Source organism: Paracoccaceae bacterium, from assembly GCA_033344815.1.
GTDB lineage: Bacteria > Pseudomonadota > Alphaproteobacteria > Rhodobacterales > Rhodobacteraceae > Roseobacter.
In genome coordinates, this window is record JAWPMR010000001.1 from 3,241,111 (window position 1) to 3,256,116 (window position 15,006).

General features: G+C 55.8%; 14 protein-coding genes and 1 pseudogene. 12 read left to right on the forward strand and 3 right to left on the reverse strand.

Going from position 1 to position 15,006, the window contains the following annotated elements; translation table 11 throughout:
- Window positions 1-152: 152 nt before the first annotated feature.
- The 4 genes from R8G34_15030 to R8G34_15045 all read left to right on the forward strand — a co-directional run bounded on the left by R8G34_15030 (window position 153) and on the right by R8G34_15045 (window position 2,106).
- On the forward strand, window positions 153-407 hold the full coding sequence (locus R8G34_15030) for a hypothetical protein (GenBank protein MDW3224169.1): 255 nt from the start codon (window positions 153-155) through the stop codon (window positions 405-407).
- 82 nt (window positions 408-489) lie between these two features.
- Entirely contained in the window at window positions 490-771 is a 282-nt protein-coding gene (locus tag R8G34_15035; protein ID MDW3224170.1) for a DUF2285 domain-containing protein, read from the forward strand.
- A 374-nt stretch (window positions 772-1,145) separates the two neighbouring features.
- The gene (locus R8G34_15040; protein ID MDW3224171.1) at window positions 1,146-1,640 is read left to right on the forward strand and encodes a DUF2285 domain-containing protein; all 495 of its coding nucleotides are present in this window, start codon (window positions 1,146-1,148) and stop codon (window positions 1,638-1,640) included.
- Between the two features lie 217 nt (window positions 1,641-1,857).
- Window positions 1,858-2,106, forward strand: coding sequence for a hypothetical protein (locus tag R8G34_15045; GenBank protein ID MDW3224172.1), 249 nt, complete (start codon window positions 1,858-1,860; stop codon window positions 2,104-2,106).
- A 115-nt stretch (window positions 2,107-2,221) separates the two neighbouring features.
- Here the strand turns inward: R8G34_15045 and R8G34_15050 are convergent, their stop codons facing one another.
- Window positions 2,222-3,205 (reverse strand): hypothetical protein, encoded by a 984-nt coding sequence (locus R8G34_15050; protein MDW3224173.1) that lies wholly within the window; start codon window positions 3,203-3,205, stop codon window positions 2,222-2,224.
- Between the two features lie 57 nt (window positions 3,206-3,262).
- Window positions 3,263-3,739 carry a hypothetical protein gene (locus R8G34_15055; protein MDW3224174.1) on the reverse strand — a complete coding sequence of 159 codons (477 nt, stop codon included), beginning with the start codon at window positions 3,737-3,739 and terminating at the stop codon, window positions 3,263-3,265.
- 470 nt (window positions 3,740-4,209) lie between these two features.
- Between R8G34_15055 and R8G34_15060 the strand changes: the two genes are divergently transcribed.
- Window positions 4,210-5,319: a DUF4238 domain-containing protein gene (locus R8G34_15060; GenBank protein ID MDW3224175.1), complete on the forward strand. Its 1,110-nt coding sequence runs from the start codon at window positions 4,210-4,212 to the stop codon at window positions 5,317-5,319.
- 166 nt (window positions 5,320-5,485) lie between these two features.
- On the opposite strand, the gene R8G34_15065 is transcribed toward R8G34_15060, so the two are convergent.
- Entirely contained in the window at window positions 5,486-10,651 is a 5,166-nt protein-coding gene (locus tag R8G34_15065) for a hypothetical protein (GenBank protein ID MDW3224176.1), read from the reverse strand.
- Between the two features lie 589 nt (window positions 10,652-11,240).
- Between R8G34_15065 and R8G34_15070 the strand changes: the two genes are divergently transcribed.
- From R8G34_15070 to R8G34_15100, 7 genes and pseudogenes are all read left to right on the forward strand, one after another.
- Window positions 11,241-11,525 carry a helix-turn-helix domain-containing protein gene (locus R8G34_15070; protein ID MDW3224177.1) on the forward strand — a complete coding sequence of 95 codons (285 nt, stop codon included), beginning with the start codon at window positions 11,241-11,243 and terminating at the stop codon, window positions 11,523-11,525.
- Window positions 11,526-11,544: 19 nt separating this feature from the next.
- Window positions 11,545-12,387, forward strand: a complete 843-nt coding sequence (locus R8G34_15075) for a replication initiator protein A (GenBank protein MDW3224178.1) — start codon at window positions 11,545-11,547, stop codon at window positions 12,385-12,387.
- Window positions 12,347-12,763, forward strand: a pseudogene (locus tag R8G34_15080) (replication protein). Before R8G34_15075 ends, R8G34_15080 begins: the two are co-directional and overlap by 41 nt.
- Entirely contained in the window at window positions 12,760-13,278 is a 519-nt protein-coding gene (locus tag R8G34_15085) for a DUF2840 domain-containing protein (protein MDW3224179.1), read from the forward strand. The pseudogene R8G34_15080 and the gene R8G34_15085 overlap by 4 nt, the downstream one beginning before the upstream one ends.
- A complete protein-coding gene (locus R8G34_15090; protein MDW3224180.1) occupies window positions 13,275-13,865 on the forward strand; it encodes a S26 family signal peptidase in 591 nt (196 codons plus the stop codon). Before R8G34_15085 ends, R8G34_15090 begins: the two co-directional genes overlap by 4 nt.
- Complete coding sequence (locus R8G34_15095) at window positions 13,849-14,184, forward strand: DUF736 domain-containing protein (protein ID MDW3224181.1); 336 nt, start codon at window positions 13,849-13,851, stop codon at window positions 14,182-14,184. Before R8G34_15090 ends, R8G34_15095 begins: the two co-directional genes overlap by 17 nt.
- 3 nt (window positions 14,185-14,187) lie before the next feature.
- A complete protein-coding gene (locus R8G34_15100) occupies window positions 14,188-14,931 on the forward strand; it encodes a lytic transglycosylase domain-containing protein (protein MDW3224182.1) in 744 nt (247 codons plus the stop codon).
- The last annotated feature ends 75 nt before the right edge of the window (window positions 14,932-15,006 follow it).

Sequence of the window (15,006 nt, forward strand, 5' to 3'; positions counted from 1 at the left end):
ATCGCTGATGCGATTCGGACCTGGCAGGCCATAGTGGCGGATCACCTCAATACCGCGCCGCAACATTGGTGATCTCTGGCAAGCCAAGGGAACTACGACTAAAATAGTCGTAGTTCTGGCATGAGTGACTGGCTGGGTGGGAGGTGATCATCATGATCACCGCCCGACAATCACGGGCCGCGCGCGCTTTGCTGGGATGGACGCAGCAAACGCTTGCCGATAAGGCCCTGGTATCACTGACCGCTCTCAAAAGGCTTGAGTCTCAAAAAGGACTTCGGGTCTACGAGACGACAGACGATCAGGTGCGTCGGACGTTTGAGGCCGCAGGCATTGTTTTGTTGCGAACGGACGACGGTGAGGGCGTGTTGCTGACATCGCAGCAGGTGAAAAAGGCCAAGTCGTCGTAAAGAGTTGAGAAGACCCCCAGCTTGGGGTCTGTACAAAACGACAACTATGGGAGGGGGGTCCTTTCTGCGATCCTGCACGTTCATGGCACAGACCGACACAGCATTTCTCGACGCGCCACCGGCAAGCGAGACACTTACCGAATACGACCACGCGCATATGGTCCTCTACCTCCGCCTCTTCGACGCCGCAGAGGAAGGCGCTGACTGGCGCGAGGTGGTCAAGATCCTGTTTGGCCTTGATCCGGTGAAGGCACCCGAGCGCTGCAGACGCGTCTATGATAGTCACCTTGCGCGGGCGCGCTGGATGACCGAGCAGGGGTATCGCGAGCTCCTCCAGGGAGGCGGCGACGGCCCAAGCGGCTGACTCACGCCGAAACCTGCCGAAGTGAACGGGGCGAGACTCCCGAAAATCAATCATTGCGTGTAAAATCCTGAAGCTTGCGAGATGTTTTTGAACAGGATTTGTCATGCCGTCGGACCAGTCCGGCTGGCGTTCCACGGCAGAGTACGACTACGTCGAATACCTGAGTGCGTCCGATCTTGCCTGGGAATGGCTGCGCCGAAACAAACGCTATTCAAAGGACTACGCGACCTTGTCAAAGGCCGCCACGGATTCTGCGGCCTTGAAAGCGGCGCTTCTCGACAAATGGAGGTTGCGATTTCGCGGTCGATCCCTCCCTGCCAGCACCAAAGGCCCGCATCTTTTGGGACCCTGGGATCGACCCGGCAGTTATCGTTTTGCAGCCAGCGCCCGCGGTACTGGAGGATGCGAGTCCGCTGACCCCACTCCCCAACACGACCACCATTTCCGACCGGGACGGCCTCCATCATCTCAATGATGCCGGGGATGAACGCCGTGTCCAGATCCTTCAATGCGAACCCGACAGTACCGCGTTGGTCGCGGTTGTACCGCTCGGCCACGAGGGGTTCGCTCGGCTGGATGCGGTATATCGGCTTCTTGCACAGCTTCATGGACGGGCTATTCCTGCCGACAAACGTCTGACACGCCAGAAGCGCCTGCGCGCCAAACGCATGCTGCAGGCCCATGATGGGCGGCTTGCCGGGGCCTCTCAGCGTGAGATTGCAGAGGTGGTCTTCAAGTTGCCAGCGATCAGCCGGGACGAGTGGCAAAGCGCGTCGCAACGCTTTGCCGTTATGGCGCTCTTGCGCGATGCCGGACGGATGGTTGACGGCGGGTACCTGACACTGCTGCGACCGAGAAAACATGGGTGATGCCCCGTTCGGCGGCACCCGCAGAGATCAGCCACCCGCAGCGCCAAACTGGTCAGGCCTTCAATTGCGTTGACTTAGTCGGCCGAGGGCGCACTCGACCCTCGCGAATGAATGCGAAAGCGCAGGACGAGCATTGATGACGTTGGCAACCATCCACGAGATGTTTAGGGTTGTCTGCAAAACATTATGAGGCCTGCCAATAGAAACTGAACCCAGTATGGTCATTTCCAGCGCTTCACAGCAGATCGTTGTGGAAGGCGTCCCTTTCAAAGTGGACATCTACAAGCTCGAAGGCGGACATGGATGGTCCCTGGAAGTGGTGACCGAAGACGGCACATCCATCGTATGGGACGATCTGTACGACGATGATAAGGCCGCATTTGAGGAAGCGCTTGCGACCATCAAGAAAGAAGGCCCGGTCGCCTTTGCAAGCGGTGACGAAAACGTCATTCCGTTTCAGCGATAAGGACTTAAGAACGGCCCAAGCACGACTTTGGACCGCACCACGGACGCTGTAGTGCAACTTCTCAAAACAGGACATTGGTGTCGAGCTACAGAACTTTGTATGATCAGGTCAGCCCCTAATTCTTGGCCTCGAATACTCGATTACATTCTTTAAGGATACCAAGTCTATTGAGTTGGGGCTCGACAGTTTTCCAGCCAACCCCAACAACACGGTTAACCCGTGATAGATACGAAGCGATGGCCTTTGGCGCGGTAGAGTGTTCGAGGTTGGTTGTGCTAATCTGCCATCGTTTCATGCAACGTTTTGCAGCCAATAAAGTTAGGCCTTCGATCCCAATGCGCCTTACCGCTTGGGCGTCGATATCCAAGGCTAGGCGTCTTAAGATTGAGGAGCACAAAATTGCATCAAAATAGTCGAGTTTGATCGTTTCACCTTCCTCAAAGCTCTTCAACTTCAGCGGTCCGTGCTCGTCCGTTAGCTCCTCCCAGTTGGCCAAAGACTCAGAAAGGCTGGCCGAAACCACCTTCGTCTCAAGCTCTCGACTTGCCACCCCACTGCGGTGAATTATGCAATTGCGAGCCGCACGATAGTAGTCAAAAACAGGTGCTGCAAATTCAACATTCGACCTGCTGAAGCTTTGGCGTTCACAAAACCTCTCAAGCGCCATCCCTGGATTATCGAGACCGACACTGTCGTCATCCGTTATGCTCTTCAATGCTACGGACCCAGAAGAGTGATAATGGTCAAAGCTATCAAGTTCGCCTCCAATGTCCGCCAAATATCTATCAAACGCTGAAAAACTCCTGGCAAGTCCAAGGTTCGCAACTTCGGCATATGCTGTTTCCGCAATCTCTCGAGTGAAAATGGGTACTGTCCCCCAATCCTCAGAAAGCGCCCCAACTCGCGACCAAAGTGATTTAGCCGGGGTTCCACTTTGAATTTCCTCTATTGTCAGCGAAAGGCCGACGCTGACTATCTTTAGGACATTCCCAAGTTCTTCATGTGAATTACTAAAGGTCTTGAATGCGGTAGTATTTGCCTGCTTAATACTCAGCTCTGTCATCCCAAATTTTGTTCCTTCTTCGACCCAAGCGGACATTCGTCACAGTCGCTTTCTCTGTACTGCAGCTTCTCAAGAGAAGTCGTTCAAAGTTCATCAATTACCAGGCCCTTCAAACCATCGGTGTTGAACCCGTCCCAAGTCGGCTTCAGGCCCTGTCGACAAACGCAAGAATAATCCGTTTTGGTATCGCAACTGCCAACAGAACGCCTGCAGCTTAGCGTGATCATGCTCATCACCGACGGCATTGGTGGCTTTCTTCACCTCAACAACCAAGAGGTTGCGAAGATTGTGCCCACGCTCATGCACTATGATATCCGGAAAAACTCGACTTGTCGTCAAAACACCGTCTTGATCCGGCATTTCGATGTCCTTCGGTTCCAACCCGGGACCCTTGCGATTGTACTCAATATCCACTTTGTATCGGGGAAACTTCGGGCCCATCAGCATAGCCAGTCGTCCGCATATTGCACGCTCACCGATGTCTTGAGCTAAGATCTGACCATCTTGATCGTAGAGTTCTTGTAGGCATTCTCTCATCAATTGATCGAGCTGCTTGCGGTCCAAATCCATATTTCCAATACTTAGTTATCCGGTGATCGTGCGGTCAAGGATGCACGCTCAAACAGCAGTAGGCAATGATGGCCCAAAGCTGCCTTCCATCACAAAAGTTAACGATGCACCGCTGCACAGGCTTTGGTGATTGTGATTTTCAAACCAAAGCGGACAGCTTAAGTCGTTGAAACTTTCCAGCGGGCCCTTCATCTGCGACATGTTCCTAGGACCGTCTCCCGGCTTGGGCTATCGTTTGCTAGTTCGGAAAATCTGTTTGGCACCAAGATGAAGGTCATTCAAAAGACATGACAAGTTCGAAAAAATCCCATCTTGAACGAGACACGCTGCCCTTCATCCCTGCGAAGATACCGCACTGTCTGAGCGCGGTCAGAAAACATGCGCCATTGGACGCGGAGCATATTGTGCGTCCGCTTGCGACGATTTGGGATGAGGTTGTCCATCGGATCATTTCAGAGCTGATGGGGTTGGTGACCGACGATGACGCAGAGCTCCACATTGATTTGCGCGAAGAAATGATTCTAGAGCTTGCGCGCCTGCAAATTTGGCTTGGGGAACGCGTGGTTGAACAGCGCATCAACAACAGGCCACCTAATACTATAAATCCTGAAGTGGAACGAGAAGCCTGTCTGGGTCCGAAAGGCGCGGATACCATTTCCAGGACAGCACGCATGGCCTATGACCATGTCTGGAAAAAAATCACAGACGAACGCTGGAAACCCAAGTCGACAAATGCTCTTAAGCGGGCAAAGAATCCTCGAAAAGCGAAGCTTGCCGTCAAACCCGTCGCAAAAAATCACTTCATCCCTAGGTGGTTCTTGAAAGACAATTGGGCCACCGATGACCTTCTTCGTCGATGGCAATGCACCAAAAAAGGTTGGACCTCATCGCCGCGCAACTTTGGAAAATGGGGATTTCGCCATGCACTGTATAGCGATCAGCTTGAGGCATATTTCGCACTGCTGGAAGGGGATGCCAAGAGACCAGTAGAAATGCTGTTGGATACGCGCCCCCTCAATGGACCGCAAAGAGAGGCGTTCGTCGGCTTTCTGATCATTCAGATGCTGCGAAACCCACATTTCATTGAAACCATTGAAAAAGACATTGCACTCATGATTGCCGAGGGTGGGCACGACAACGTTCCCAAAACGGCGCGCCAGGTATATGAAACGCTGTTTCAAAACAATGAGCTCTACAACCGCTTTGCTCAGCCAATTATTCAAAGCCGGTGGGCGATTGTTAAATCAAACACTCCAATCTTCGTGCTTCCGGACAGATTTAGTCTTCAGGAAGATCTTGGTGATGGCTTGCGCACGATTGTCCCTCTAACGCCTAAAGCTTGCTTTGTGACATTGCTCGACAGAGAGGTAGAAAAACGGGTCGTGCCTTATTTCCTTCTTGCAGACGAGGCGCTTGCCAGGCGGATTTCCGCAACGCTAATCGCAGGATCAAAATCTGAGTTCGTGTCGCATCCTGACTTTGTGCCAGACCTCACAAACGCAGCCGGACTTAACAACCTGCTAAGTGCAATCGGCGATGCGATCACGACGCGACTGCGTTCGCGAGGCGAGCTAGAATGACTGCAAACGAGTCATCCTTTGAGAGGGTGGGGTCTTCAAAAAGTAGTCGCTCTAAACCTCACAATAATCGGCGACGACGCGCTCCCGGCCTCCCATCGAAATACTTCAAAAAAGGAAACTTCTCAGTGAATAGGCTAACCTCAGGATCCCAGACTCTAGCCACTTGTTAATGCCCCAGAAGTTTGATGCGTTCCTGCAGAGCCATTGCGGCTGGGTTGTTGCGTTGAGCAAGTAGTCCGGCAATCTCAACGAGAGCCAGGCGCGCCGATGCATCAGTTGCCAATTCACGATCCTCTTCATAGATCGAGGTGTTCAGAAGCTCGACTAATGCATCATCAGTTCTGTCCCTAAACCAACGGGTGCTCGGTGATCCTTGTTTGAACGCAGCCGCGATCCAACGCAGCCCATCACGTCGCAGAGGAGCGCCGAACGGTGTAGTGAGAAAATTACAAAACCGAGACACACAGTCTTCATCGTGGATAAGATGGTTTTTTGCCCAGCGTTCATAAACGTCATGCATTCGTGCTAGGACATCGGCGGGTAGCTGACCCAGAGCGTTCTCATGACCGAAGCCAAGGAAGTCACAGATCAGATTTTCGCCGCGGTACCACAGACGTTCACGCTTATGCCAATCGGAATCGAGAGCATACTCGACAATCTCCCGCCAAACCCGCTCGAAAGCGATACCGTCGCACCCATTTTGAAGCTGCTGGAATAGACCCCGGGTAAACTGGCCGATCGCATAGTGAGCAGCCGGCCCATGAGATAGTACTGGCATCCAAACGGTTCGCGTAGAGTTTTCTGGTGCTGACAACGACAGTTCGGCCAGTTTAGACAAAAGGTCATAGCCGAAGTTCTGGCTTGGGAGGTCATACTCGCCGCCTGTTTCGTCTTTGCCGCGCGCTTTCTGTCGTTCTGCTTCATGTTCCCAAAGACGCCCGGTAAGCAATCTGTCTTCTGCCAAGTCCCCTGCGCCGTCCCCGTTGGTGAGCCAGCTGAAGAGTTGCCCCAATACATCCCAAGCGAGACCCGTACTCCAGCTGCGTTTGGGTACGCCGCCCCAGCGTGTTTCACCTGCCTCGTAGGCGCGCATCTGCCGTGCATAATCCAGCCGTTCATAACCATTCGCTATGCGCATGACATCGAGGTTTTCGGCGCTGGCCGCGATCTCGCGAAGCCGAAATCGGCGCAAGCGCTTTAGCCAGGTCGCCCAAAGCTTTCCGTCATCGTCTTCCCCAAATTGAGGTTTCAATAGGACGAGCGCCGACCATAGAAGACCGGCATAAAGCAAGCGCCACCAAGCATCTCCAAGTCGTTCTCGGTAGAAGTAGGCAATTTCGATGATGGTTCCGAGCACCCGATTGTCGCCGCTCGTTAGTAGGGTGAGGACATGCCGCTCCCAACGTTCGCCTGCTGAGTCATTCTTCATCCAAAGGTGCATCACGGCGAAGGCAGCGTACTTCAGGTGTTCATTTCCGTAGCGCACTCTTGCGCTGCGAATCCCTTCCACCGTGTCGCCGACTTCGGCTATTGCTTCCATGACGATTGTTTGGGTGCGCTTGCGCGCATCCTGGTTTGTGGTCAGCAAGGATTCGCCGGAGACAATCAGGGCTGCGGCAAGGGCGACGCGAAAGTTAAACTTTTGTTCGGCCTCAATATCTTCGGCATGTTCGATTTCGTTCAGTTGGTCGTAGAGCTTGATCGCATCGACTTGAGACAGCGTGACCTGCTTGTTCAAGAGTTCCTCGCAAATCGTAGGAACAAGCAAATACTGTCGCGGCTTTTCATGCTTTTCGTTCCAATCTGCCAGCTCTCGATCAAGTTGGTCGGGCACCTCAAAAAAGGGCGCCTCGGTGTCAGTTGCTGCATTCAATTGCGTTCGATAATTCGAGTGGTCGAGCTGCGCGAAGATGATTTTGAACTCCAGAGCAAGCTTGGGGTCAGTTGGCACGTGCCAGGTCGGAATGGATTTAGTCAGAAAATCCGCGATCTCCTCGTTCGAATTGATTAATTCGACTACGAGAGAGAGGAGCTGAACGGTCCGATGCGTTGCCAGCCCCCAGTTCTTCGCCATCTCAAACACGACATCGCCCGAGCGCGCCCACGTCAACGCGTCAAACCTGTTCGCAGAGTTTGCCACCCGCCCATAATCCCAATAGAAGACACGTGGGTCCGTAAGGATCGGCGCAAGTGGACCGGCCAAGAGCTCCGGCCGATATTTGCCGATGTTGTTCAGCAGACCGATGAAGGCGGACGACGAGCCTTCGGCTAGTAACCGGTCGATAATCGGCAGAATGTTGACGCCAGCGTCGAGCTGGAGGATCATCCAGCGTTCGAGCGCATCGAGGGCGCAGAACAGATTTCCATTACGATTAGAACTGCTATGAACCCAGCCGAACACTTCCGACGTCCCCGTGAACAGCTTCATCGTCCCGTCATTCATTTGCAGCTTCAAACCTAGCGGCGAGCCTTCATGGCCTTTGCCAGCCTCTTCAAACCACCGCTGCGTGCAAAAATCTACTAGTGCGATTAGTGCGTCCAGCGCCTCCCTTTCCGCGACCTGCAAAAACGAGAAAAACGGACTCTTCCAATACATCGTCGGATAGCCGTCGCTCGCGAATTCGAGACCCAAATCTATTTCGTACCGGCTTCTGCCGTACTCGAATTCAGGCTCGTCCTCGATGATGAGTGCGAGGAGCACTTCAGCAGCGACCGCGGGCGCAGCCCGCATCAGCGGCAATAGGCCGTTGCTTTTGAAGGCGGCCTTGCGGAAGTCATGATCGACGCGTCGCTTTGCGCCGAGAGGCCAAGGCGGCAACCGCTCACGGCTGGTACCTAGTATGGAGCGTGATGTCTGCTTCCTGCTCTCTTCCTTCTCTTTGAAAGCGGCGTCCTTCTTTAGCCGTTCGGCATAACGCTTTGCTTTTGCCGAACGCTCATCCGAAATCCGCTGCTCCACGATAAGGTCGGCCTGGCGGCGTCCTGTTAGTTCGAGCGCCCAGGCTGAGATCTCAGCGGTCAAATCGGCAGCACCTGCGAGTGGTGCGGTGTACAAGCTCAGATCGTCCATGAGGTACATGACTCCATAGCCTTTTTCGACTTGGACCGTTCGCGCTATTGCGAGGGTAATCTCGGCGGCTTCCTTTCTGAACGGCACTGTCGTGCCGTCGGAAAGCTCCCTTGGGGTGCCGTTCAGCCAAGTCTCAAGAAGCTTCGCGGTTGCCACCGATGCAAAACTTTCAATTGTCTCGCGATGTGCGATCAGGAAGCGCAGCACCGAAGGCCAGCGCCCTACAATAACGGTCCTGAACTGGGCCTCCATGTAGAGGCCGAGCGAGGCGTCCGCACCGGCGACTCTCGCATTTGGGACCGTTCCGATGTGTCGGAAGCGCGACAGGAGTCGATCTAACCGCTTCGCCCTGTCTGAGAAAAGTTTGTCGGCACGTTCATTCAGGAACCGCTCGGCATCCGGGTCTAGGCAAAGAGCATCTAACAAAACATCTGACGCCAGAATATTCCCTGAAGTTTCTGCCTCCCTTAGCGCCTGATCCCAAGCCGTCGACCCACTCACGGTTTGCCTTAGCAGAAACTGGCCTAGCATCCGCAGCGCATTCATCCAGAGTGGGTTCGTTGCCAGCGTTGCCCACTTTTCCGTATTGTCAGCGACTTGCTTTAGGTACTGGAAACGGGCCCAATCCGCCGCGAGGTCGTGCTCGAACTCAATCCGGTTAGTTCGCACGTTGAGGCGAAGCGGAAGTGTCTTTGGGCGGTTCGCGAATAAGTTCGCTTCCGATGGGTTAAGTTCAGAAAGAGCGAAGCTGCGTTCAAATTGCGCCTCGCGTTCTGCGAACCGCATCATCATTGACTGTACGTCAGCTGCTCCGTTGGTCCAGTAGTCCCAAAGACGATCAGCGACATCATTATGTGACGCTATGCCGCCCTCGCACGAACCTAGAGAAGTGCCCGCTTTGGCCACCCACGCCAGAATTCGGAGATTGGTGAGTACGGCGACCGTCTCATCATGAGCGGTCAGCCAGCTGAGCGAAGGCGTCGCCCAGAGGGTATTTTTGACTATTGATTCCTTCAGCGGCTTGATCTCCAAGGCACAGACATCAGTCGTACGAGAAACGGAAATTACCTCGCTTGCCTCAGACCAGCCTTGGTTCTGTGTAACAAAGACAACGCGCCATACTGCGTCAGCCGCATCGGCAGTCTCAGGTAGGATAGCCTCCAAGAGCTGGCGGACAATACTGAACTCTACTGGGTCAATCCGCTCTGCGGAGTCGAGGATGAGCAGATTCCGGGCGTTGCTGCTGGCGCTGAGCACGCGCCCAAGTTCGTGATTCAGCGGGAGCGACCGTCGCCGCGCTGCGCTTAGCGCGACCCGAAGCTCTTCCGGTCCCAGCCAGACTTGCGTCCAGCCCCTGAAATCGTCGTCGAGGGTACATTTTACGATGGCAGACTTGCCTGTGCCTGACTCGCCGACCACTATTGTGACGAGGTTCGCCCTTATTGCCGTGCCGAGCTCTTTCTTCACGTCCGGCAATGAGACGCTATAACCTGTCGAGAACGCGGTCTGAATCCGCGCCTTGTAGTCCGAGGTCAAATCGGCGAGCGTCTGCCAGTCTTGCGCGAAGTCCGGATGGTCGCGAAGCTGGTGCTGCTTGCGCACTTCGCACCATAGCTCCGCTAGCGTCAGAGTACCGAACTGCATTCGGACCTTGCTGGCAATACCAATGAGGTCATTCCAGAGTTCTTCAGCTTCCGATGGGCTTGGGCTTGAAAGCAACTGCCGACACTGACTAATGGAACCGCTCTTCAGTTCTGACTGACTAAGCTGGAAGTCCGCTGATAACACATGAAGGTGGCGAATAAGTTCAACCGTTTCTTCGTCCGTTGCATCACTCGGTGTTCCGGCGGCTTTGCGCAAGCTGTCGAAGATCGCTGATTGCTTTGGCGCATTTCGGATCCTCCTCAGCGCCAACTTGGGATCGCTACCTGAGCACGCGTTCTTCACTTCCTGCCAGTTCGGATCGAAAACCGGGTGAGCACCCCTTTTTACTAGTGCGAGACCATCTTTGCGCTGCTTCAGTGGACCAGCCGTGTCTCGCCAGTGTCTCCAAGCAAGTTCGACGAAGTCCGGCGGTAACCCCGATGGTGTCACCTGTTGGTTTCCTTTGGCTGAAATCGCTAGCCGAATTTCTGAGCCAGAGTCATCCATCGCCGTCACTAGCAGGTCGTCGATCAGCCACCCGAGCGCGGAAACTTGCGCTTGGATTTGGGATATTTGACCACCAATAGCTGGGGCAGGTTCCCCGGCGAGCATCTTCACCTGAAGCCAAGCGCTGATTTGGTCCTCGAAATCGAAACCCGCGCCACTCGTTGACCTCAGAGTCGCAACAGGTTGCTTGCGCGTAGTCACATTTGAAGCCTTTCATATGTTTACGTATCAAACCATCGATAAACAATTTCGCAGTCATGGGAAATGTCGTCTCAAATTCCGTCATGGTATGATCATCTGACTTGGACAATGTCGTTCGGCCAAGTTCGAAGAACAAGCTGCTGAAATATCATGAACCCATTGGACCCGGCGGTCAGCAGATGAAGTTCAGCTCTTGATATCGAACAGCGCGGTGTTTGCGCTTGCAGCGAAAGCCGACTTTCCGACCTCCGCGTCGAATTTGTCGCATTTGCAAGCCCAAACCATAATAACTTAAGGAATGTCGCCACAATTCCCGTGACCTGACAACCTTCGTCGAACGCCGTAATTCTTCACGTCGGCTAGGGCACCGCCCACACCCTGCGGTGTGTGATTTCCGTATGCCCATCTTCGCACTCCATCTCGCCCAGTGCACTTCGCCATCGTTGTCCCAATCAGCCGCCAATGTCCGGCGGCCTCACGGACCCCACGGAGGCTTTTCATGCAACCCGATCACGCTCCATTTCCGCCACGCTATCTTCGCACCAAGGAAGCCGCGCAGTTCCTCAGCCTATCTGCGCGCACCCTTGAGAAACACCGTACCTACGGCACCGGCCCCGCCTATCACAAGCTCGGGGGGCGCGTTGTCTATTCGATTGAGGAGCTGGAGGCTTGGGTGAAACTCGGTTCCGTCACCTCGACGACCGACCCACGCGGAGGTCAGGTCTTGCCCGCCAAGCGCCATGTGCTCACCGCGACCTCGCCCGCGGGTCGGGCCTTTCGCTGAGCCGGTCGAGGCGCGCCCGATGTCAAAAACCCCTACCGAACGCGGCCAGCTCGATCTTTTCCATGCGTTGCCCGGTGAATTCGCGCCGCGTGACGCGCAAGACCTCATGGCCTATCCGTTCTTTTCGCTCGCAAAGAGCCGCCGCATCCGGCCCATCGAATTTACCTCCGGAAATGTCGAAATCCGTGTCGAGGCGGTAGCTGACCATGGGATGGCCACGATCTGGGATGCCGATATCCTGATCTGGGCCGCGAGCCAGATCGTCGAGGCTCGCGACGCCGGTCTCAGAACATCACGCCTGATGGCAGCGACGCCTTACCAAATCCTCAATTTCATCGGTCGCGGCACCTCGGCGCGTGATTATCACCGGCTGAAGGCCGGACTTGACCGGCTACAATCCACGACGATCTGTACATCGATCCGCCAACCCGTTGAGGGACGGCGGCACCGGTTTTCTTGGATCAACGAATGGCAAGTGCGCTCCGATGCACTGGGCCGACCCGATGGAATCGAACTGATCGTCCCGGACTGGTTCTATCAAGCGGTGCTGGACAACACGCTGATCCTCACCATCGACCCTGACTATTTCGACCTGACTGGTGGCTTGGATCGTTGGCTCTATCGCCTCGTGCGTAAGCACGGCGGTCGTCAACGCGCAGGATGGCGGTTCGAATTCCGCCATTGCATGTGTGTGTGTGTGTGTGTGTGTGTGTGTGTGTGTGTGTGTGTGTGTGTGTGTGTGTGTGTGTGTGTGTGTGTGTGTGTGTGTGTGTGTGTGTGTGTGTGTGTTTTTTTTTTTTTTTTTTTTTTTTTTTTTCCTCAAATCCGGCAGCCTCTCGCCATTCAAGCGGTTTGCTTTTGATCTGCGAGAGATCATCCGACGCCAGCCGTTGCCGGGATATCGCCTTGCGCTCGAGATAGAGCCACAAGGGCGCCGCTTGCTCGCGTTCGAGCCTTGTGGACAACCTGTGAATGGCCTCGTGCTATCGGGAACCTACGGTATCGTGCCATCAGGAACCGGACTCTCGTGCTATCGGGAACCCGAACGCGCCTTAAATTCTTCTGGCAGCGACAGAAATCGCGTCCTTAACTTAGAATCTAACAAAGAATCTAACTCTTGTAGTACTCGGCACGCTGGGGAAAACCCAAATCTGGCTCGTTCCAGGCCTCCGAAAACCGGCCGAGATGGGAGCACGCAGGATCTGCCGATCGGTCCGACTAGCGAGGCCAAGCCATGACCGAGCAGGGTTCCTCAAAACGCGCAGCGAATACGCGACCCGATGGGTTCGACACCGATCTGACATTCGTGGAACTGACCTGGAAGGAGGGCCAGGTCGAGCAATGGGTCCGCTTCGGCAAGCCGACCTGTGAACACCGTATCGATCAGTACCGCCGCCGGTTTGGCTTCGCGCCGGGTTCGGTCTTCGGGGTCAATCGCTGGGCCTCGAACGATTTCGGAACGGTCCTGTCGCGGTTTGACATTCTGTGCGCCGCCCATGCCGGAGAGACCATCCAGACGCTGCCCTTTCTGCATCCCGGTGGTGCGCTTCTGCTGTCGACCCATGGCTGGCCAAAGGTTGAGCGGGTTCTCCAAACAATCGATGCCATCGAAGCACTCGGCATCGACACTGCCGATGTTGCCCCCGACTATTGGCGACACGTCCACAATCGACTGGCCGCAGGACAAGCGGCTCACGCCTATACGCGGCTGCAGCATCGGGCCTGGCTCAAGCGGCGGAGCCTCGGGCAATGAACAGACGAGGCAAAATCGTCTGGGCTACGGCCCTCGCCGCCGCGCTGGTTGTCGTGCCGTCGTTCTTTCCTTGGACACCTCGGCTTCTCTGGAATGCCAGTGCGAGCGTGCCGATCGGGCTCTACCATCTGCGCCCCGCCGACCAGGTCGCCGTCGGCGACCTGGTTGCCGTTCAGCCACCACCGGAACTTTCTGCTTTCCTGGACGAGCGGGGCTACCTGCCGACGCATGTGCCGCTGCTCAAGCATGTCGTGGCGCTCCCGGGTGCTATCATCTGCCGCGCCAGTAACACCATCATTGTCGATCAAAGCGTCATTGGGTTTGCCCATTTGCTGGACAGTCTCGGCCGTCGTCTTCCGCGCTGGGAGGGATGCCGACACCTCATCGACGGCGAGATCTTTCTCATGAACCCAGAAGCGCCTGACAGCCTCGACGGGCGATATTTTGGTGCCTTGCCGAGCACCGCGATCACCGGGCGACTGGTGCCTGTCTGGGTTCATTCCGGCAGCGCGCACCGCGGGATCATGACCGCCAATTTACCAAACCACCGCAACAGAAAGGAGTCCTTCCATGCCCCAGATCGGTGAATTCACCCGCACGAAATCCGGCTTTGCCGGGCATATTCGAACGCTGACGCTAGACCTCGACGTCACCCTAAGCCAAGCCGATACGACCGAAGCTGAGAACGGGCCAGACTACCGTCTGTTTCACGGCGACGGTGAGATGGCCCGCGAAATCGGCGCGGCCTGGACGCGCACCGGCGAGAAGGCCGGTGAATACCTTTCGGTTCTGATCGACGACCCTATGCTCGCGCAACCGATCCGCGCGAACCTCTTCCGAAATGGCGAGGCATCGGTCTGGGCATTGCAGTGGAGCCGTCCACCGAAGCGCAGTGGGAAGGATTAGCCCATGCGCCGATCCCCATCCCGCAGTGATGTTCCAGTGACGGTGCAGATACCCCGCGCAACACGTCGCGTTGCCATTCTCCTTCTTTCCGGCTTCGCCGCTGCGTTACCAGCGAACAGAGTTGCACTAGCAGAAACTGTGCTTCCAGCCCTCACTGTGGCGCGGGATACCCATGCCGCTGCCATCTCTGAAGCATCGGTACGCTTCGCCATTCCAGAACACTGGATCCTCGCCGTGATGCGCGTCGAAAGCGCAGGCAATCCGCAGGCCATATCGCGGGCGGGGGCCATGGGGCTCATGCAGGTGATGCCTGGGACCTGGGTCGAGTTGCGACAACACTACGGCTTGGGACAAGATCCCTTCGACCCGCGCGAAAACATCATTGCGGGGACTGCCTATCTGCGCGCGATGCTTGACCGCTACGGAACAGTTGGTGCCATGCTTGCCGCCTACAACGCGGGACCGGGGCGATATGACGAATTCCTGTCCACAGAGCGTCCACTGCCCGCCGAAACTCGCGCCTATGTCGCGACCCTGGCGCCACTTCTTGACCGTGACGGGGCACTTCCGCACCGGTCCTCCGCGACCGATTGGCGCGAAGCAGCGCTCTTTGCGGACAGATCAGCTGCAAGCGAACTGCCGTCTGAGAGCGAACCGGCGACAGCGCGCTCGACGCTCGACGATCCTGCGCCAACGCCCACATCAGAGCTTTTCGTCGCACGGCAAAGCGAGGGCAGTCAGCCATGAGAGTGATCGCACCCCTGCGTGTTCTGGCGTGCTTCCGGATGATCTGGTCGGAAGGGCGTGCCTGGAGGAAGGGCG